19 protein-coding genes are annotated in these 20,586 nt (G+C 51.8%); 6 read left to right on the top strand and 13 right to left on the bottom strand.

Annotated features, from left to right (window positions below):
• Window positions 1–107: 107 nt before the first annotated feature.
• The 11 genes from lysS to pth all read right to left on the bottom strand — a co-directional run bounded on the left by lysS (window position 108) and on the right by pth (window position 13,361).
• Window positions 108–1,604, bottom strand: a complete 1,497-nt coding sequence (gene lysS / locus FC49_RS08520) for a lysine--tRNA ligase (RefSeq protein WP_056984775.1) — start codon at window positions 1,602–1,604, stop codon at window positions 108–110.
• Window positions 1,605–1,627: 23 nt separating this feature from the next.
• The gene (dusB, locus tag FC49_RS08515) at window positions 1,628–2,626 is read right to left on the bottom strand and encodes a tRNA dihydrouridine synthase DusB (protein ID WP_003713210.1); all 999 of its coding nucleotides are present in this window, start codon (window positions 2,624–2,626) and stop codon (window positions 1,628–1,630) included.
• Between the two features lie 114 nt (window positions 2,627–2,740).
• Complete coding sequence (hslO, locus tag FC49_RS08510; RefSeq protein ID WP_056984774.1) at window positions 2,741–3,700, bottom strand: Hsp33 family molecular chaperone HslO; 960 nt, start codon at window positions 3,698–3,700, stop codon at window positions 2,741–2,743.
• Between the two features lie 71 nt (window positions 3,701–3,771).
• Window positions 3,772–5,901, bottom strand: coding sequence for an ATP-dependent zinc metalloprotease FtsH (gene ftsH, locus FC49_RS08505; RefSeq protein WP_056984773.1), 2,130 nt, complete (start codon window positions 5,899–5,901; stop codon window positions 3,772–3,774).
• An 88-nt stretch (window positions 5,902–5,989) separates the two neighbouring features.
• Window positions 5,990–6,532, bottom strand: a complete 543-nt coding sequence (hpt, locus tag FC49_RS08500) for a hypoxanthine phosphoribosyltransferase (RefSeq protein WP_056984772.1) — start codon at window positions 6,530–6,532, stop codon at window positions 5,990–5,992.
• Between the two features lie 12 nt (window positions 6,533–6,544).
• On the bottom strand, window positions 6,545–7,915 hold the full coding sequence (tilS, locus tag FC49_RS08495) for a tRNA lysidine(34) synthetase TilS (protein ID WP_056984771.1): 1,371 nt from the start codon (window positions 7,913–7,915) through the stop codon (window positions 6,545–6,547).
• 4 nt (window positions 7,916–7,919) lie between these two features.
• Entirely contained in the window at window positions 7,920–8,417 is a 498-nt protein-coding gene (locus tag FC49_RS08490; protein ID WP_056984770.1) for a S1 domain-containing RNA-binding protein, read from the bottom strand.
• A gap of 83 nt (window positions 8,418–8,500) precedes the next feature.
• Window positions 8,501–8,857 (bottom strand): FtsB family cell division protein, encoded by a 357-nt coding sequence (locus FC49_RS08485; protein WP_056984769.1) that lies wholly within the window; start codon window positions 8,855–8,857, stop codon window positions 8,501–8,503.
• A 105-nt stretch (window positions 8,858–8,962) separates the two neighbouring features.
• Window positions 8,963–9,226 carry an RNA-binding S4 domain-containing protein gene (locus FC49_RS08480; RefSeq protein WP_003713208.1) on the bottom strand — a complete coding sequence of 88 codons (264 nt, stop codon included), beginning with the start codon at window positions 9,224–9,226 and terminating at the stop codon, window positions 8,963–8,965.
• A gap of 14 nt (window positions 9,227–9,240) precedes the next feature.
• The gene (gene mfd, locus FC49_RS08475) at window positions 9,241–12,777 is read right to left on the bottom strand and encodes a transcription-repair coupling factor (RefSeq protein ID WP_056984768.1); all 3,537 of its coding nucleotides are present in this window, start codon (window positions 12,775–12,777) and stop codon (window positions 9,241–9,243) included.
• A gap of 23 nt (window positions 12,778–12,800) precedes the next feature.
• Window positions 12,801–13,361, bottom strand: a complete 561-nt coding sequence (gene pth / locus FC49_RS08470) for an aminoacyl-tRNA hydrolase (RefSeq protein ID WP_003713198.1) — start codon at window positions 13,359–13,361, stop codon at window positions 12,801–12,803.
• A 214-nt stretch (window positions 13,362–13,575) separates the two neighbouring features.
• On the opposite strand from pth, the gene cbpA reads away from it, so the two are divergent.
• Entirely contained in the window at window positions 13,576–14,214 is a 639-nt protein-coding gene (gene cbpA, locus FC49_RS08465) for a cyclic di-AMP binding protein CbpA (protein WP_056984767.1), read from the top strand.
• 88 nt (window positions 14,215–14,302) lie between these two features.
• On the opposite strand, the gene FC49_RS08460 is transcribed toward cbpA, so the two are convergent.
• On the bottom strand, window positions 14,303–14,668 hold the full coding sequence (locus tag FC49_RS08460; RefSeq protein WP_003714039.1) for a type II toxin-antitoxin system PemK/MazF family toxin: 366 nt from the start codon (window positions 14,666–14,668) through the stop codon (window positions 14,303–14,305).
• Window positions 14,669–14,683: 15 nt separating this feature from the next.
• Window positions 14,684–15,808 carry an alanine racemase gene (alr, locus tag FC49_RS08455; RefSeq protein ID WP_003714036.1) on the bottom strand — a complete coding sequence of 375 codons (1,125 nt, stop codon included), beginning with the start codon at window positions 15,806–15,808 and terminating at the stop codon, window positions 14,684–14,686.
• Window positions 15,809–16,049: 241 nt separating this feature from the next.
• Here alr and FC49_RS09825 point away from each other — a divergent pair, with 241 nt between their 5' ends.
• Genes FC49_RS09825 through dltD form a run of 5 tightly spaced genes read left to right on the top strand, consistent with a single transcriptional unit; the run spans window position 16,050 to window position 20,510 of the window.
• Window positions 16,050–16,193, top strand: coding sequence for a teichoic acid D-Ala incorporation-associated protein DltX (locus tag FC49_RS09825; protein WP_081453987.1), 144 nt, complete (start codon window positions 16,050–16,052; stop codon window positions 16,191–16,193).
• On the top strand, window positions 16,183–17,742 hold the full coding sequence (dltA, locus tag FC49_RS08450) for a D-alanine--poly(phosphoribitol) ligase subunit DltA (RefSeq protein WP_418523874.1): 1,560 nt from the start codon (window positions 16,183–16,185) through the stop codon (window positions 17,740–17,742). Before FC49_RS09825 ends, dltA begins: the two co-directional genes overlap by 11 nt.
• Window positions 17,742–18,959 carry a D-alanyl-lipoteichoic acid biosynthesis protein DltB gene (dltB, locus tag FC49_RS08445; protein WP_056984765.1) on the top strand — a complete coding sequence of 406 codons (1,218 nt, stop codon included), beginning with the start codon at window positions 17,742–17,744 and terminating at the stop codon, window positions 18,957–18,959. Before dltA ends, dltB begins: the two co-directional genes overlap by 1 nt.
• Window positions 18,960–18,988: 29 nt before the next feature.
• Window positions 18,989–19,228: a D-alanine--poly(phosphoribitol) ligase subunit DltC gene (gene dltC, locus FC49_RS08440; protein ID WP_056984764.1), complete on the top strand. Its 240-nt coding sequence runs from the start codon at window positions 18,989–18,991 to the stop codon at window positions 19,226–19,228.
• Entirely contained in the window at window positions 19,221–20,510 is a 1,290-nt protein-coding gene (gene dltD / locus FC49_RS08435) for a D-alanyl-lipoteichoic acid biosynthesis protein DltD (RefSeq protein ID WP_003714037.1), read from the top strand. Before dltC ends, dltD begins: the two co-directional genes overlap by 8 nt.
• Window positions 20,511–20,586: the final 76 nt, after the last annotated feature.

Here is a 20,586-nt window from a genome sequence, read left to right as displayed (position 1 = left end):
TCTCATCAGTACTTCTTGACGAAGAGCCGATTTTATTCACTTTTTTTGCAAATAAGGACAAAAAAACGCAAGTCAGGCAATAATTGTCCGGCTTGCGTTTGTCGTCGTTACTGTTTATTTTCCTTTTCGGGACGCATTGTTGGGAACAAGATAACATCACGAATTGACTTGGCATCAGTCAGTAGCATTACCAAACGGTCAATTCCGATTCCAAGACCACCCGTTGGCGGCATCCCGTATTCCAGGGCCTGCACATAATCAAGGTCCACTGGTTCGGCCTCATCGTTACCGTTGGCCTTTTCCTTCGCCTGCATCTCGAACCGTTCCTTCTGGTCGATTGGGTCGTTCAGCTCACTAAAGGCGTTTCCTAACTCACTACCATCAACATACAGTTCGAACCGGTCAGTCATTGCCGGGTTCTCCTTGTTCCGCTTAGCCAGTGGAGAAACTTCAACTGGGTATTCGTAAACGAAGGTCGGTTGAATCAAAGTATCTTCGACGTATTCTTCAAAGAAGGCGTTCAGGATGTGGCCCTTCGTCCAGTATGGCTTAAACTCAATCTTATGGTCTTCCGCCAGCTTCTTGGCATCGTCATCAGTCATTGATTCATCGCCAAAGTCGATCCCAGTCTTTTCCTTCACCGCGTCGACCATCGTAATCCGTTTAAAGTCGCCACCGAGGTCGATTTCACGCCCCTGGTAAGTAATCTTCCCATCATCAGAAACGACCTTGGCTGCCGCCTTAACGATTCCTTCCGTTTCGTCCATTACGTCCTGGAAGTCGAAGTAGGCCGCGTAGGTTTCCATCGTTGTAAATTCAGGGTTGTGGTGCGGGTCCATCCCCTCATTCCGGAAAATCCGGCCGAGTTCGTATACCCGTTCAAAGCCACCAACAATTAACCGCTTTAGGTATAACTCAGTCGCGATCCGCAGGTACATATCAATATCCAGGGCATTGTGGTGGGTCACGAACGGCCGTGCATTGGCCCCACCGGCCTGGGTGTTCAGAATAGGCGTTTCCACTTCAGTAAAGCCGTGGTCATCCATGTACTTCCGCACGGCCTTGATGATCGCAGTCCGCTGGTGGAAGCGCTTGAAGCTTTCTGGATTAGAGATCAAGTCTAGGTACCGCTGCCGGTAGATGGTCTCCGGGTCAGTAACCCCTTCCCACTTATTTGGCAGTGGCCGCAACGCCTTGGATAAGAAGGTAATCTTGTGGGCCCGGACGGTCAATTCACCGGTATTAGTCTTGATCACATCCCCTTCAATTCCAAGGAAGTCACCAATATCAGCCCGCTTAAAGATATGGTAAGGTTCGTCACCCACCATGTCTTTCCGAGCGTAAACCTGAATTTTACCAGTCCGATCCACAAAGTCTGCGAAGCCCGCCTTACCACTGCTCCGCTTCCGGGTCATCCGGCCGGCAATTGTGACCATTTCACCCTTTTCGTTCAGTTCGTCCTTGTCATATTGATCGTATTCGTCATGCAGGTCCTGGGCCAGGTGGTCGCGCTTAAAGCGGCGGCCAAACGGTTCAATCCCGGCCTCCTTGAGTTCTTCCATTTTTTCCCGACGGACGCGCATTTGATCTAGTTCTTGAGACACAGATTTCTCCTCCTCTGTTGTGTTTAGTTTACACTTCGTTGTTCCCGTTCGGCGGTCTTTTCGGCAAAGCGGTCAAAAATATCATTCATCTCTTGACGCGTCTCTGCTTCCACTAATGCCGCTTTAGCCCGTGCTGACCGGGGAATCCCCTTGAGGTAGTATGTCGACAGGCCCCGGAATTCCCGGACACCAATATATTCCCCTTTCAGGTCGATCAGACGGTTTAGGTGTTCCTTAGCCATCTTAATCTTCTTTTCCGCACTCGCTTCTGGGAGCAATTCCCCGGTTTCCAGGTAGTGCTCCGTCCGCGTCAGCATCCACGGATTGCCCATTGCGGCCCGACCGATCATCGCAGCAGTGGCCCCGGTCATATCAAGCACCTTCTTGGCGTCTTCCGGTGTCCGAATATCACCATTCGCCATGAACGGGATTGTTAGCTGACTAGCCACTTCTTTTAGTATATTCCAATCGGCGTGGCCCGTATACATCTGTTTTCGGGTCCGACCGTGCATTGCAATCGCGGCTGCCCCGGCTCGTTCAGCGGCCAGCGCATTTTCAACGGCGTAAATGTGCTTATCATCCCAGCCGGTTCGCATCTTAACTGTCACCGGCTTTTTTACCGCGTCAGTGACATAGGAGACCATCTCATAGACCTTCTGCGGATCCAGGAGCCAGCGGGCCCCAGCGTCAGTCTTGACCACCTTGTTAACGGGGCAGCCCATGTTGATATCGATGACGTCCGCTGCGGTGTGCTCGTCAACGTACTTTGCCGCTTCCACCAGTGTTTCCTTGGTTCCACCGAAAATCTGGATCCCCATGGGGTGTTCGGTCGGGTCGACATCCATCATGTTCAGCGTCTTCTGGTTGTGGTACATAATTCCCCGGTCGGAAATCATCTCACAAACCACGTAGCCCGCGCCAAATTCCTTACAAATCACCCGGAAAGCCGAGTTGGTCACCCCGGCCATCGGCGCAACCACCACCTGGTTAGGAATTTCAACATCGCCAATCTTCCACTTCATACTTTCACCTCATTACTTTAATTCGGCACAAGTGAGCTGGCTTCAATTGTGCATTTGATTTGTGGTTCGATAACCCAACCATCATAGCACAACCCGGTGGTGCGGGCCAAGTAACTACTTTTGGTCGGTGTTTGGAGTCTTCGTTCCTTCCTTAGCAGCCGTTTCTTGATCAGCCGCCGCGTCAGCTAACTTTTTATCATAGATCAGCTGTAATTCATCTTCGGTAAATTCATACTTTTTCCCGCAGAATTGACAAACCGTTTCCGCATGGTGATCTTCGTCAATCAATTTCTTCAAATCGTCTGCACTGATGCTTTCCAAAGCATGGGCGAAGCGTTGCTTATTACAGTTGCACTCGTAACGGACCGGCATTTTATCCAAAATCTTGAGCTGGTCACCGAAGAGTTTGCCTAAAATATCCTCAGGCGTATCGCCATCACGAAGCATCTCAGAAACTAATGGCAGGCTCTTGAGCTTCTCTTCCAGCTTGCCGATTTCCTCATCGCTAGCCCCCGGCAGCACCTGGATCATAAAGCCGCCAGCGACCTGGATACTCTCGTCGGGGTTGACGAACACGGAGAGGCCGACCGCGGACGGAATCTGCTCGGATTGGGCGAGGTAGTAGGTGAAGTCATCCCCCAGCTCACCGGACACCAGGTTGACCTCACCCGTGTAAGGCGTCTTATCACCAGGCGCCATTTTGGTTACGGAGAGAGTGCCCTTCGTTCCCACGGCGCCGGCCACGTCGATTTTTCCCTTGCTGTTTGCCGGCAGGTTAACGTGCGGGTTGCCCATGTAGCCCTTGACCGTTCCGTTCGCAGTTCCGTCAGCAATGATGTAGCCAACCGGGCCGTTTCCCTGAATTTTAACCGTCATCCCGGCCTCGCCTTCCAGACCGGCCGTTGCCAGCAGAACGGTTCCAATCAGCGTCCGGCCGAGTGCCGCCGATGATGCCGACCAGGTGTCGTGAATCTCGTGGGCCTTTTCAACCAGTTGGGTCGCGTTAACTGCATATGCCCGGAACTTGCCATCTTTAGTTATGCTCTTGACTAAGTAATCTGTCGTTTTCGTCATGATTGTTCCTCCTTATAAAATAAAAATAGGAGCCCCGCCAGTAAGGCGTGTCACTCCTATTCTAACATTGATTAAGCTCGGTGATCATCGTCATCGTCTGACTGGTGGTCAGTTGGCGTTGTTGAATCATCAGCTGACTGATCCGCTTGATCTGCGGCCTGATGGTCGGCCAACTCTTTGTGTTCGTTAGCCTTGTCAGTCCGCTTCTCGTCTTCCAAGCGTTCCAGGGCCCGCTTAGATTCTTCAAAGGTCTGCGCGTAGGCCTTTTCGTCAGCCTCTGCGTGGTCCTTGTTCGGAATCTTACCGGTCTTGTAAAGACTCAGAATTTCCTTTTCATCCAGCGTTTCGTACTTCAACAGCGCTTCAGCAATTACCTTATGCTGTTCACGGTGTGTTTCCAGAATGTGGAGGGCTTGTTCATGCCCTTCATTCAGGATCCGGCGAACTTCTTCATCTACCAGTGCCGCGGTCTTTTCAGAGTATGGTGACTGGTCATAACCCTGACCAGTGAAGACCTGACCAGAGCTCTGCAGCTCAACTGGTCCGATCTTATCACTCATCCCGTACTGGGTTACCATGGCCCGGGCAATCTGGGTCGCCTGCTCAAAGTCGTTTGAAGCACCCGAAGACTGGGACTTGAAGATTAACTCTTCTGCAGCCCGACCACCCATTAAACCGGCAATCTGTTCTTCGGCGTTCTTCTTTGACATCAGCATTTGATCTTCCCGCGGCAGCATAATTGCATAACCACCAGCCCGACCCCGCGGTACAATCGTAACCTTGTGAACCACGCGGGCATCGTTCAAGACCAGACCAACAATCGTGTGTCCGGCCTCGTGGTAGGCCACCGTCTTCCGTTCTTGGGCAGACTGAACCCGGTCGTGCTTAGCCGGACCGGCAATTACCCGGTCCTCGGCTTCGTCCAGGTCCGCCGCGTCAATTTCAGTCTTGTTCCGGCGTGCAGCAAGCAGGGCCGCTTCGTTCAGCAGGTTTGCCAGGTCGGCCCCCACAAAACCAGGGGTCTGCTTGGCAATTTCCTTGAGGTCCACGTCTGGTGACAACGGCTTGTTCTTAGCATGAACCCGTAAAATAGCTTCACGGCCCTTGACGTCTGGACGACCAACCAGGATCTTTCGGTCAAACCGGCCCGGCCGCAGAAGGGCTGGGTCAAGGACGTCAGACCGGTTGGTGGCAGCCATTACGATGACCCCTTCGTCACCTTGGAACCCGTCCATCTCAACCAGGAGCTGGTTCAGGGTTTGTTCACGTTCATCGTGACCGCCACCCATGCCGTTGCCCCGGCGACGACCAACCGCATCAATTTCGTCAATGAAGATGATCGCTGGTGCAGCCTTCTTCGCTTGGTCAAAGAGATCCCGGACACGGGACGCCCCGACCCCAACAAACATTTCCACGAAGTCTGAACCGGAGATGGAGAAGAACGGCACGCCAGATTCACCGGCAACCGCCTTGGCTAGCAGGGTCTTACCGGTACCCGGAGGCCCCTCCAACAAGACCCCGGATGGAATCTTGGCACCCAGCTTGGTGAACTTCTTTGGATTCTTTAAGAATTCAACCACTTCAACCAGCTCTTGCTTTTCCTCTTCTTCACCGGCAACGTCTGAGAAACGAACCTTATTCTTCTTGGCATCCGCTGGTTTCGCCTTGGTCTTTCCAAAGCTCATTACCCCACGGCCGCCACCACCTTGGCCAGCTTGGCCCATCATCATGTAGAAGAAGAAAATCATGATGACCAGTGGCAAGACCGTCAACAATAGGTTCATCCAGATACTATTGGATTCCTCGGCCTTAGTACTCAGCTTGACGTTGTGCTTATTAGCATAGTTTTGCAACTGGCTAACCGTAACGTCACTTTCGAGAACTGAGCTCTGGAACTGTGAAACCTTGTTGTTGCGTTGCGTAGCTAAAGCAAAGCCATTGTTGGAGTTACTGTTGTTCGTCTGCGGCTTCCGGTAGCTCCCGGTCACCTTGTAAACCCCGCCATTTGGCTGAAGCTGGACACTCTTAATCTTGTTGCTCTTCAGTTCAGAGATAAACTCGCTCTGGGTAACCGTCTTACTCTGTCCGGTGGATTGGTTACCCCCGAAGAAAAAGTAGGCAATGCCCATAATACACAAGAACATCACTGCGTAGAAGAGAACGTTATGAGTAAAATTATTGTTACGCCGATTGTTGTTCATAACAACCTCCTATCTACCAGCAACTTAATTTAAATTGTACCCATTATCATAGCATACTTGACAATCATTGACCATTAAATTGCCAGCATTAGTTTTCACTGTATACAGATGGCTTCAAGACACCGACGTACGGCAGGTTCCGGTAATAGCCCTTGTAGTCCAAGCCGTAGCCCACTAGGAACTCGTTAGGAACCTTAAAGCCATAGTATTCAACCGCAACGTCAAACTCCCGTCCCTCCGGCTTGTTAAGCAGTGAGACCGTTTTGACGCTCTTGGCACCACGGTCTTTGAAGAGCTTTACCAAATATTCCAGTGTCCGGCCACTATCAACGATATCTTCGGTAATCAGCACGTTCCGGTCCTTGACATCGGTCGTCAGATCATGGATCAGCTTGAGATGCCCCGTCGTCGCGGTTCCCCCAAAGTAGGTCGAAACGTCGATAAAGTCGAGTTGGGCCATAATGTCCATTTTTTTGATCAGGTCGACGGTAAACAGGACCGCCCCGGACAGAACCGAAACAATCAGCGGGTCCTTATCCTGGTAATCGGCCGCGACCTGCTTTGCCAAGCGGGCAATTGCGGCCTGAATATCTTCCTCGCTGTACAGCACTTTTTCAATGTCGTTGTTCATGGTAAATCTCCTTTACACTTCTTTCATGCTAATTAAAACGTGGCGCCAGCGCTGCCGGTAATCGGCAGGGCGGGTAAACCAGGCCCACTTGCGGCCAACCAGCCAGACCGGCTCGTCATGGGCATCCGCAAGAACTACTTGCGCCTGGCGGGCAGCATTGGAAACCTTTTGGTCAATCAAAATCCGGCGGACCAGCTGGTGGCCCCCCTGTTTCAAACGCAGGGCATCCCCTGCCCGCCACAAACGCAACCGTAAGGGGAGCTGATCTGGGGCCAGCCACATCTCCTGCCCCGACGATTGTCCAACCGTATCATCCTTGGCAGCTATGACCTGGATGGCCCGCTGATCGCTGACGCGGTACCATTGGCCCAATTCTACCACAGTCGATAATCCATTTTGCCCTTTTCCGGGATTTTTCTTAGCAGGAACAAGTCGGCAGGATTGGTAATCCTTAACCAGCTGGTAGCCATTCGGCAGGGCCCAGGACTGCTGGGGGGTAGCGTGATTTTTCAATCCGGCCATCAATTCGTCCACTAACCGCTGCTTGATAGCGAGCAGCCACTGTTCAAGCCAATGCTGGAGGACCAAGCGCTGGGCGACTTCCGGCAGCTCTTCCCAGCTGGTCAAGTGGAGCTGGTTGCCCTCAGCAACCCGAGCGAGCTGTGCTTGTACTTCCTGGTTCTGCCAGGCAAGCAGCGCCGCCAACTGCTGGTGGTAGCTGGTCAGGTGTTGCAAGAGCCGCGGGTTCTCCTTTTCCAGTGCCGGGAGCAGCTGGTAGCGATAACGGTTCCGGCTAATCGTTAAATCCTGGTTGGTCGCATCCTCGTACCAGCGAATCCCCTTTGCCACCGCATAAGCACGCAGCTGCTCCTTGCTAAAGGGCAGCAGGGGACGGACTAGGCGGCCACCAGCAAAGGAGCGCACCGCCTCAATACCGACTAGCTGGCCGAGCTGGCCGCCCCGCACCAGCTTCATCAGCATTGTTTCCGCCAGGTCATTTTGGTGGTGAGCCGTTAGGAGAATGGGGCTTTGCCGCGCCGCCATCACCTCCGCAAAAAACTGGTAGCGAAAGCGCCGGGCCGCCGCCTCAATACCGGTTTGGGGGTGGTTTGCCCGGGGCCAGTGCTTTACTAGCAAAGCGAGCTGGTGTTTCTGGCAATAGCGGCGAAGGTATGCCTCCTCCTCCTGGCTTTGGCGTCGTAACTCATGGTTAACGTGGGCAACGGTGATTGCCGGCCGCAGCGAAGCGGGGAGGGAGGTCACCAGAGATAGGAGGACCATTGAGTCGACCCCCGTCGAAACGGCAATCACTACCCGGTCATTCTTATCAAAAAAGCGACCCCTTTGCAGGTGCCGCTTAAACTGTTCTTCGAGTTTTACCATCGTGTTAGCTCCGCCGGCCGCCACGGCCACCACGTTTGCCGTCGGTTTGCCGCTTGAGCGTTGAGAGGCGGGACTCACTTTCCTTGAGGTAGCCAGCCAGCATGTCATTAAAGTCTTCGTGCTGGTGGCCATGTCCATGGTGGCCGCCATTGCCGAAGCCACCCCGGTAGTTGCTTTGGTGACCGCGGAAGTCATGCTGGCGGTTTTCATGGTGGAAGTGGTGCTTGTTTTCAGAATGGTGGCTGCCATGCTCTTCCTTTTGTTCGTGTGGCGCGGCTGCTTTCATTGATAGGGCAATCTTCCCATCATCACCAACCCGGGTTACCTTAGCCGTAACGGTATCGCCGACAGCCAAGACATCATGAACATCCTTAATATACTTGTCAGAGATTTGGCTGATATGCACCAATCCCGTTTGGTTATCATCTAAATCGACAAACGCCCCGAAATTCGTGATTCCCGAAACCTTGCCGGAAACCTTTGCTCCCACTTCAATTGCCATGAAACTAATAGTTCCTCCTCAAGTCATCCAGAATTTGTGATTAATTGTAGTTGAGTATACCATACCCACTTCCGAAAAAGGAACTAATTATCTAAATTATAGATAGTTTCGCCCTTCTTCGAGTAGTTGTACTTAGCCCGGGCAACCTGCTGCGCATATTCCGGATCATGCAGCTGCTGAATTTGCTGTTTGAGCTGCTGGCTGGTCTTCCGCTGGCTTTGCAAACTAGCCTGGTACTGGGCAATGTTCCCATTGACCTTAGCCAGTGTCCGTTTGCTTTGGAAAATCTGGATTCCCAAAATGATAAAAATCACCAAAAAGACCAGCATAATTCGCCGACAACGCCTAATATGAACCTGACGTTTTTGCTGATCAACCGAAAACTTGTGCACATATGGTGTTTCCAACTGTGAAACCTTATTGTCGCCCTGGCTTGACATAACTTTCCCCCGCTTTATTTACTGATAATAGTTTAAGTATAGCAAGGTTACCCGTCAACTGTCTATATCAAGCCGGAAAATTATCAATTTTTTTATAAAAATCCATTAAAAGTCTTCTGCATAGGTTTCATCGACAATTTCGTACATATCCTCTGCTTCGCTTTTCTTGGTTGTCTCAACGATCTGGTTGATTTTAACCGTCTCCGTCTTGTTGCCAAATTTAATCGTCAGCGTGTCCCCAGCCTTCACCTTGGTCGAGGACTTCGCCGGCAGGTCATTGACGAGGATCCGTCCCTGATCCGCGATTTCCTTAGCGACTGAGCGTCGCTTGATGATCCGTGACACCTTTAAAAACTTATCTAACCGCATCTTATTTCCTCCATTTACTTACTCGCCTGTGTGTTTTCTTCCGCCACGACCTGGCTAAGGCCACTGAGAAAGGTCAGTAACTGATTTAGCCAGTCCGTTTGCGTCATCTTCGGCTGAATCACCAGCCGAACCGTCAACTGGCCATCCTGTTCCCCGAGGGTTGCCTTAAACTTTGTCTTTGCCAGGAGCTTGATAATCTGGGGAGCCTTGACTAAGTGGCTACCAGCAGGAGTAAAGGTAATCAGGATGTTGTCCCGCTGCCGCTTAACCTGCTCAATCATCGCTTCGTCGGCGTGCTGCTTCAATTTGCTAATCAGCAGGAGGTTGCCAACCGCGGCCGGGTAATCGCCAAAACGGTCCAGCAGGTCCCCCTGGATTTCTAGTAGTTCGTCAGCCGTCTGAGCCTGGCGAATTGCCTTATAGAGTTCGATCTTTTGCCGCTGGTCGTTAACGTAGCTATCCGGTAAGTAGGCTTCCACACCGACTTCGACCTCCGTATTGGCCCGGGCCGTCCGCTTCTTCCCCTGCTTGCGGGCAACCGCCTCGTTCAGCATTGAAGAATAGAGATCATAGCCGACAGAGTCGATGAACCCGTGCTGCTGCTTGCCAAGAATGTTCCCGGCCCCGCGAATTGCCAAATCCCGCATCGCAATCTTAAAGCCGGACCCCAGCTCGGTAAAGTCCCGGATGGCGGCCAGCCGTTTTTCTCCCTGTTCCGTTAGGACCTTATTCGGCTGGTACATAAAGTAGGCGTACGCGACCCGGTTGCTCCGGCCGATCCGCCCCCGAATCTGGTAGAGCTGGGCTAATCCCAGGTGGTCGGCATTTTCAACGAAAAGGGTGTTGACGTTCGGAATATCGACCCCGGTTTCGATGATTGAAGTAGTCACCAGGACGTCATAATTGCCCTGAATAAAGTCATATAGGACCGTCTCCAGCTCATTTTCGCTCATTTTGCCATGGATATAACCGATCCGGGCCTCCGGAACCAGGCTTTGCAACTTCAGCACCGTTTCTTCAATGTCGTTGACCCGGTTGTGCAGGTAGTAGACCTGGCCGCCCCGGTTCATTTCCCGGGTAATGCCATCCCGAATTGCTCCGTCATTTTGCTCCATCACGTAGGTTTGAATCGGAAACCGGCCCGCTGGCGGCGTCTCGAGGACGGATAGGTCCCGGACACCAAGCATCGACATGTTTAACGTCCGGGGAATCGGGGTCGCCGTCAGTGTTAGGACATCGACGTTATTCTTCAATTCCTTTAACCGTTCCTTGTGCTTGACCCCAAAGCGCTGTTCTTCGTCAACGATTACGAGTCCCAGGTCCTTAAACTGAACGTCCTTGGAAAGGATCCGGTGGGTACCAACGACAATGTCAACACTGCCGTCCGCTAACCCCGCGTCGGTTTCCTTTAATTCCTGGTTGGTTTTAAACCGCGACATCAAGGCAATCTTTACCGGGAACCCGGCAAAGCGCTTGCTCAGGGTGTCAAAGTGCTGCTGGGCCAGCACCGTCGTTGGCACTAAAAAGGCGACTTGTTTGCCACCCGTGACGGCCTTAAAAATCGCCCGCATCGCCACTTCCGTTTTACCGTAGCCGACGTCACCCACCAGGAGGCGATCCATCGGCCGCGGCTTTTCCATGTCCCGCTTGACCTCTTTGATGCTCCGCAACTGGTCACGGGTTTCGTTATAGGGAAAATTGGCATCAAATTGTGCTTGCAGGTAGTCATCCGCGGGGAAGGAATAGCCCTTGGCGGCCTCCCGCTTGGCGTACAGGTCGACGAGCTCGTCGGCAATATCCTCCACCTTTGACTCTACCCGCCGCTTCGTCTTCGCCCACTCGTTGCCGCCAAGACGGTTAATCCGCGGAGGCCGGGATTCCGAAGAAACATACTTCTGGACCAGGTTAAGCTGGGTCACTGGCACAAAAATCTGCGCGTTGTTCCGGTAGTTGATAATCATGTAGTCCTGGTGAACACCATCAACTTCCATCGTCTTGATCCCGCTGAAGATACCAATTCCGTGATTGACATGGACCACATAGTCACCCGGCTTGAGGTCGGTGTAGCTCTTGATCCGTTCCGCATTGGCCAGCTTTTGGGCCCGGTGCCGCCGCTTCTTGACCTGCTTGAACAGTTCCCCCTCCGTAATGACGACCAGGCCGGCCGCGGGCATCTCAAAGCCGTTATTCAGGCTCGCAGCGACCAGCTGGACGGTGTTGACCTGGAGCTGGTCAGTCCCCGTTTCGACCGCTGGGATACCGAAATCAGCCAGTGTGCGGGCAAGCTGCTGGCGGCGTTCATTACCATCCGCCAGAATAACAACCGTTTGTCCCTGCTCAGTCCACCGCTGCAGCTCCGTTTTGAGCAACGGCATTTGTCCAAAGAACCGCTGCATCGGCCGACTAGTCAGCTCAACCAGCTGGTTGAAACGCAAGCCCCCCATCCCTTTCTTGAACAGGGCTCCAAAAAGCTGGGCATGGCAGTCTGCCTTGATTAAGCCTGCCAAATCATTGCTCAGAGCCGGAATGCTGACTAGCTGGTGGTACTTCACCTTCTCTTCCAGCCATCCCTGGTCTTCGTCAGCTAATTTTGCTGCGCGGTCTTTCAAGTGAGAATAGTCATCCAGGTAGAGCGTGCCTTCTGTCCCTAAGTAGTCAAGCAACGAGTGCCGAGTTGGGTAGACGAGGTCGCTAAACTCCAACATTTCATTAGGAAGTCGGTGTTCGTTTAGTGCTGTAAGCAATGGGACAAAGCGGTTGTTAACCTGCTGGAGGAGGTCTTCATCCCCTGCTTGGAGGCTGGCCTTGAGCTGGCTGAATTGCCGGTCCACCGCCGCCTGTACCCGGGGGAATTCCGCCGGGGGCAGAATCAAGTCGGTCGCCGGGAGGATTTCTACCTCCTCGACATTGCCAACACTCTTCTGGGTGCTGGCGTCGAAGTAACGGAGGGAGTCCACCTCAGTATCAAACAGGTCAATTCGGACTGGGTTATCAGTGTTCAGAGCATAAACATCGATAATCGAGCCCCGGATGGCAAAGTCGCCGGGACGCAAAACCATTTTTTGCAGCTGGTAGCCCATTGCGCTCAACTGCTGCCGGGCCCGTTCCGGGTCTAATTCTCCACCAACGGTTACTTTCAGGGTTGCCTGGGCAAAGAACGCGGGAGCAACGACATTCCGCCGCAGGCCGGCCACCGAGGCCACCACTACGACGGGGCGCTGGCTGTTTAAGGCATTCAACGCTTGCACCCGTTGCAGGCGGTAATTCGGTGAACTGGTAGCCACTTCGGCCGCAAGGACCTCTTCAACCGGAAACTGGTAAACCTGGTTGGCCCCCAGCAGGTTGCTAAGGTCATCAGCTAGTTCTTCCAGCTGGGTCAAACTATCAACCACCGCCAATACGGGTTGCTGGCTCTGCTCAACCATCCCTGCCAAAAGCATCGTCCGTGCCGAGCCCGAAATACCAGTCACCAGTTGCCGTTTAGCCGCTTGCCGTTGCTGGAGCAGTTGTTTAAACTCGGGTGATTTTTCAATAAAGTTTGTTAACCGCACCGCTCGCTTGTCCCCCTTTCAAATTAGTTGTAGTCGTTCATCAGCTGGGCGAAGTCCTCGCCCTTAATCCAATCTTCCAAAGCGTGTTCAGCCCGTTCAACCGCGTCGTCGAACCGTGGCCGTTCTTCAGGCGTAAACTTGCCTAAAACGTGGCTAACCACCGTCCCGTGCTGGGGGTGGTCAATTCCAAGTTTAACCCGGTTGAAGTCCTTGGTCCCCAGTGCGTTGATAATGCTCTTGAGACCGTTGTGACCACCGGAAGCACCATGGGTTTTCAGCCGTACCCGACCAACTGGCATGTCCAGGTCATCATTAACGACTACCAGGTCGGCAAGGTCCAGACCGTAATAATCCACCAGCGGGCCCACTGCCCGACCAGAATCGTTCATAAAGGTCGTTGGCTTAACCAGCATCACCTTTTCGCCGTTAATGATTCCGCTAGCCGCAACTGCCTCCTGTTTGAGGTGGCTAAACGCACCGAGCTGGTAGTCGCGCGCTAGTTGGTCAACCACCATAAAGCCCGTGTTGTGACGTGTTTCATCGTAGCGGCTGCCAATGTTTCCTAAACCCACAATCATTTTCATCGTATTATTCATCCCTTCGCAGTCAAGAATACAAAAAGGCCGCACGGGAGCGTTCCCCGTCCAGCATTGGTTCCTTTATTATACCCTAGCTGCAGGCCAAACTAAAATAATTCACCCCACAGCGCTTTAATTCTTTCTCATTTTTCTCTCATATTTTACCAAGATATGGTATGATGATTAATGCACTTAATACAAAGCAGGAGAAGTTCGTATAATGATTTTTAGCTCACTGATTAAAACCAAAGACCAGCTGACCACCCTGCCGGAAACGGCCACCCTGGAAGAAGCGCTGACAGTTCTTGAGACTAGCGGTTACCGCTGTGTCCCCGTCCTTGATAAGTCCGGACGGATTTTCCGGGGGAACATTTACAAGATGCACCTGTACCGGCACAAGTCTCGCGGCGGTGATATGCACCAACCCGTGACCGCCCTGTTAAAAAACGCCACTAAGTTTGTTTCCATCAATTCAGCATTCTTTTCCGTCTTCTTCGCCATGCGGGACCTGCCCTACATTGCCGTTCTGAATGAAAATAACCAATTCTATGGCATCCTGACCCACCACAGTATGCTCCGGATGTTAGCGGCAGGCTGGAATGTCAACAACGGCAGCTATGTACTAACGGTCACTACTCCTGATGAACGGGGATCGCTGATGACTGCCAGCAAGGAAATCACCCGCTACTGTCAAATCGTCAACGTGCTGTCATTCGACCCGGAACATTCGGCGATGAAGCAGGTTTTGTTTACCCTGCCAGCGGACGTGGACCACGATAAGATGGAAAAAATCGTCCACCGGTTACAAAAAAAGGGCTTTGAGGTCGCCGAAATCGAAGACCTCCACCACAAATATTAAAGTCTGAGTCTTGCGGCACTATGAGCTGCCACACATTGAACGACAAACGTCCCAAATCAGCTTTTCAGCCAATTTGGGACGTTTTGTTTTACTTTTCCTTGTTCACCAGGCCAAAACTAATCTGGAGCGCGTGGTCCACCGCGGTCATCCTAGCCGGACTGATCTTTGCAATCCGGTCTTGCAGCCGTTGCTTGTCAATCGTTCGCACCTGCTCTAAGAGAATAACCGAGTTATGTGCAAGGGAGCTTTCCTTGTGGGGCAAGAATACGTGAGTCGGCAACCGGCTTTTTTGCAGTTGAGTGGTAATTGCCGCCACAATCACCGTCGGACTGTAATGGTTACCAACGTCATTTTGTAAGATCAGTACGGGCCGGACGCCCCCCTGTTCTGACCCGATTACCGGGGAGAGGTCCGCATAAAAGATTTCGCCCCGTTTTACCCGCTTGCTCGTCATCTTCCCGCTCCTTTATTAATAGTGATAAGTTCGGTGGATCCGGTTATTAAAGTTGGTCAGGATCTCATAATTGATCGTCTGAGCCTGGTCGGCCATTTCTTCAGCAGTGATTGTCAAGTCGCCGGACCGGCCCATCAGGATGACCGGGGTATCTACCGGGTAGTATTTCGGTAGCCGAACCATCATCTGGTCCATGCAGACCCGGCCGGCAATTGGACAGTACTGCCCGTCGACCAGCACCTTGAAGCCGGTCATGCAGCGTGGGTAGCCGTCCGCGTAGCCAATCGGCACTGTCGCCAACCATTCATCGTGCTCCGCAGTATAAGTGGCCCCGTAGCTAACCGACTCACCGGCAGCCAGTTTCTTTACGAAGCTGATCGATGAACGGAGCGTCCCGACCGGTTGGAGGTGCAAGTCCTCCGGCAGGTCAGTTCCGGACGGGTTATAGCCATACATCGACAGCCCCATCCGGATCGTGTTGGCCGTAATCTGGTCGCGGTGCCACAAGCCGGTCGCCGAATTAGCCATGTGCGTGTACGGTGGCAGCTCGTCGAGGCTTTCAATAAATTTCTGCCAGCGCGCGTATTGACGGTCAAAGTAGGTGTGGTCAGCACTGTCCGCCGTTGCAAAGTGGGTAAACATCCCCTCGAATTCAAATTCAGGATACCGCCGCAGGATCTTAACGGCCTGGTTAAACTCGGCGACATTTGTAAAGCCGATCCGCCCCATCCCGGTATCGACAGCCAGGTGAATCTTGAGGGGCTTCTTCCAGTTAAACTGGCGGGCAAACTGGTGGTACTTGGTCAGCCAATCTAGCGAACCCACGGTCAGGGAAACTCCTGCCTCGGCAGCGACGTTCGCCTCTTCGACCGGTGTAATTCCCAAAACCAGCGTAATAACGTCTAAGCCGCTATCCCGCAGTTCTAGTGCTTCATCAAGGATTGCCACGCACATCCCAGTGGCACCAGCACGGAGGGCCGCCTGAGCGACCGGTACCAGGCCGTGACCGTAGGCATTGGCTTTGACAACCGCTAAGATCTTGCTGTCGGCTGGCAAGGCGGCTTTCTGGGCCTGGATATTTTCACCGAGTGCCCGCAGGTTAATTACATATTCCGTATTGCGGAGACGTCCACTTATCATTATTACTCACTTTCCCGATTAAAAATTTTGCATTGACTTCAATTTTATCAAAAATCATAGCGGGACGCACAGGTCAAGTTATAAATCATAAAAATTAATTCACCATGCGACGGAATTGATATATAATTCTATTGTCACGTTTTACTGGTGAATTGCTTACAAAATAATTAAAATCACCATAGTAAATTCACTATTTTAGTAAAACGTGGTATTTTCTTATAAGCGAAAGGAGTGATTCATAATCTTTTCCAAAAGTATTAAGAATCATCCCACACTAAAGTTCATCTTAAAAACGGCCTTTTACTTTATTGTAATTCTCCTGCTGGTTTACCTATACGGGTACTATGGTGCAGGACAAGAACCGTTTATTTATAATGAATTCTAACGTGGAGGAGAATAAATTGATTACAAATCTTGTTGATGCTTTTGACCAGATCGCCATGGCCAACCAGGACCGGCTGGCCTACGACGAAATGGGCAGGAGCACTACTTATGGTGAATTAAAGGCGGCTGCGGACAGTTTGGCTGCTTGGCTCGACCAGCAGTCACTACCGGACCACAGCCCAATTTTAGTCTTTGGCGACCACCAGTATGAGATGTTAGCCAGTTTCTGGGCCGTTTTAAAAACCGGGCATTCCTACATCCCAGTAGCTGCCGACTCGGCGCTGCCACGGATTCAATCGATCCTCGACACTGGAAAGCCTAGTCTGGTGTTGGCAATTGACGCTTTCCCTGGTGACCAGCTCGTGGTGAGCGCACCGGTAATTGACCGGGACGCCATCAACCAGGCCATCAATGCGCACGAAGCGTTTGATGACCCGAACCCCGTCACGGGGGACGACCTCGCCTACATCCTGTTTACCTCGGGAACAACCGGTTCTCCTAAAGGGGTGGAAGTCAGCCACGACAACCTGGTAACCTTCACCAACTGGATGCTGAGTGACGAATTTGACCTGCCAGCCCATGCCAACTACCTGGGACAACCGCCATATTCGTTTGACCTTTCAAATATGTTCTTATACCCGGCCCTGATGAGCGGGAGCACGATTAAGGCCTTGCCGCATGATGTGGTTGAAAACTTCGGGCAGCTCTTTACGGCCTTGCCTAAACTAGACCTCAACGTCTTTGTCGGGACCCCTTCGTTTGCGGATATGCTGATGTTAAGCCCGGCCTTTAGTGAACAGCAGATGCCGGGAATCACCGACTTCCTGTTCTGCGGCGAAGAGCTGACGGTTAAGACCGCCCAAAACCTGCACAAGCGCTTCCCCCACGCCCATATTTTCAACACTTACGGGCCCACGGAGGCCACGGTCGCTGTTTCCGGAATTGAAATCACTCCTGAAATTGCGGCGAACAATGACCGCCTCCCCGTCGGCTATGCCAAGCCGGGCGTAGAATTGTCAATTTGGCAGGGCAACCAGCAGGTAACCACCCCGGGAGAACAAGGAGAAATCATCATTGCTGGGGACAGCGTTGCCCACGGCTACATGAACAACCCTGAAAAGACCGCTCAAGCCTTTTTCGAGCTGAACGGCCAGCCAGCATACCGGACCGGGGACGCGGGAGTGCTTGACGAAGATGGTCTTCTCCACCACAAGGGGCGGATGGACTTCCAAATTAAGCTCCACGGCTTCCGGATCGAATTGGATGAAGTGCGGGCCAGCCTAGAAAAGAGCCCGTATATCAAGCAGGCAGTGGCGCTGCCGAAATACAACCGGGACGGTAAGGTTACCCACCTGATCGCCGCGGTCATCCCCAAGAAGGACTATGCTGACGAGGAGCCAGCCAAACTGACCGCTCAAATCCGGGAAAGCCTCAAGGAACTCATCATGCCATACATGATGCCGACCCAATTCATTTACCGAGACAGCTTCCCGATGTCTGCAAATGGCAAGATTGCAGTTAAGCAAATGATTAAAGAGGTCAATCAATAATGATTAATTGGATCTCAAGTCTGCCAAACTTTAGCGCCTACGGAACCCCAGTCTACTTTGTCTACTTAATTCTTGCCCTTTTACCGCTGGGGATCGGCCTTTACTTTGGCAAACGGTTTAGCTGGTACGAAGCACTGGTCAGCTTCGTCTTCATTTTCTTAATGTTTGACGGCAGCAGCTGGCAGCAGGGGATTTCACTGATTGTCTACGTAATATACGAAACCCTGCTCGTGATGTTTTACGCCCGCTACCGGCAACGGCAGAACAGCACCGGTGTCTTTTACCTGCTGTCTGGCTTATCCATCCTGCCGCTGGTAATCGTAAAACTCTCGCCAGCAATGGTGGGTCACAACTCCCTGCTCGGCTTTTTGGGGATTTCTTACCTGACTTTCCGGGCCGTTGGAACCATTATCGAAACCCGGGACGGGATGATTAAGGAAATTTCTCCCTGGAAGTTTGTCCGCTTTATTCTGTTTATGCCTACGATTACTTCCGGACCAATCGACCGCTACCGGCGTTTCGAAAAGGACTACCGGAAAGTCCCGTCACGGGAAGACTACCTGAACCTGGTCAGCAAGGGGATTTTCTACCTCTTCCTCGGTTTCTTGTACAAGTTCGTGATTGGTTACTTCTTTGGACAAAACTTTTACCCGTTCTTTGAACAGCAGGCCATGATTAACCACAGTCTGTTCTCCTGGAGTATGCTGGGGGTAATGTACACGTACGGTTTCTACCTCTTCTTCGACTTTGCCGGCTACTCGCTCTTTGCGGTCGCGATTTCCTATTTTATGGGTGTCCAGACCCCGATGAACTTCAAGCAGCCATTTAAGTCCAAGAACATCAAAGAGTTCTGGAACCGGTGGCACATCAGCCTGTCGTTCTGGTTCCGTGACTATATTTTCATGCGCTTTGTCTTCATGGCAACCAAAAAACGCTGGTTTAAAAACCGGAATACCTTGTCATCGACCGCCTATATGCTTAACATGGTTTTGATGGGCTTTTGGCATGGTATCACCTGGTATTATATTTTATATGGTTTCCTGCACGGTTTTGCCCTAGTGGCGAATGACTGGTGGTTGCGGTTTAAGCGGAAACGCCTGCCAAACCTGCCCCACAATAAGCTGACCACGGGAATTGCTATTTTTGTTACCTTTAACTTTGTTATGTTTACGTTTTTGATTTTTAGTGGTTTCTTGGATACCTTTTTCTTTAGCTAACCACATCGATTTTAGGAGGATTTACGATCATGCAAGAACAGATTATTAACATTTTAGCTGACACAACTGGCCGGGACGCTGCTGACTTTAGCGATGCTTCCCAAGACCTCTTTACAAGTGGCCTCTTGGACTCCATGGCAACGGTTAGCCTGCTGCTAGGCTTGCAAGATGCCTTTGATGTTCAAGTTCCGGTTTCTGAGTTTGACCGGAGCCAGTGGAACACAATTGAAAAGATTGAACAACGGGTAAAGGAGCTTCAAAATGCATAATCGCCGGAAACTGTGGTCCATCTTTGGCCCTGTTATCCTGGCGTTTGTCCTGATCGTGGTGCTGTTCTCGTTACCAATCAAAAATAAGCACAGCACCGCCATGGAGAAACAAGCAGCCGTTTCGCTCAGCCCAGTTGTCTTTAAAAACCAATCAATTAAGCAGCAGGCCATGAGCAATCACCAGACCAAATTTGTACCCTTTTTTGGTTCCAGCGAGCTGCGGCGGATGGATAAGTATCACCCATCCGTAATGGCCGCGCGGTACCATAATTACACGCCCTTCCTATTTGGTTCCCGGGGAACCCAGTCACTGCCCCAGTTTTTCAACATTAATTCGATGGAAAACCAGTTAACGGACCAAAAGGCAGTCTACATTATTTCTCCCCAATGGTTTACCAAGCAGGGCGTCAAAACCCCCGCATTCAAGTTTTATAACGGGACATATGCCGACCTGAGCTGGCTGCAAAAAGCCAATCCACGGTCACCATACGACCGGTATACCGCACGCCGGTTGCTGACCCTCCTAGGAACGGACGGGACGATTGGGGCCGCAGCCCGTAAGATTGCGGCTGGTCATGCCCTGAGCGGCTGGGACCGGTTGGTAATCAACACCCGGGTGGCGATGCTCAAGCACGAAGACGCCCTCTTCTCAGAGTTCCAAATTAACGAGAACTACCAGAAACACATCCTGCCAAACGTTAACAAGCTGCCGAAAAAGTATAACTACGACCAGCTGTATAAGGACGCTGAGGCAACCGGTGAACGGGATACCACTAACAACCGCTTCCGGGTTAAAAATAGTTTCTACACTAAGAAAATCAAGCCGCACGAAAAACGGCTGGCGGGTAGTCAGCGACACCTGAACTATACTCAATCACCGGAATATGGTGACCTGCAAGTTGTCTTAAACCAGTTTAAGAACACGAACACCAACGTGCTGTTCGTAATTCCACCGGTTAATGCCAAGTGGGAAAAGTTCACTGGCCTGGATATGCAGATGTACTACCGTTCGGTGAACAAGATTAAGTTCCAGCTCCGCGAACAAGGTTTCAACAACGTGCTCGACCTTTCCCATGATGGCGGCAAGACTTCCTTTATGGAAGACACCATTCACATCGGCTGGGCTGGCTGGGTCAAATTTGATCGAGCTTCCAATAGCTTCATTACCAGCAAACAGCCGGCACCGCATTATCGGTTGAGTGACCAGTTCTTGACCCAAAGGTGGGCAAACCTTAATCCAACCCCAGCTAACTTAGAGCATTTCAAAGAACAATTGAAGTAAACGTAAAAAACCACTGATGGCCGTGCTGGTCATCAGTGGTTTTATTCGTTTGGCTCTTCGTCAAGAAGTACTGATG

Source organism: Limosilactobacillus oris DSM 4864 (assembly GCF_001434465.1).
Classification (GTDB): Bacteria; Bacillota; Bacilli; order Lactobacillales; family Lactobacillaceae; genus Limosilactobacillus; species Limosilactobacillus oris.
The sequence above is the reverse complement of the archived record's forward strand: the minus strand, read 5'-3'. Positions and strand labels throughout refer to the sequence as shown.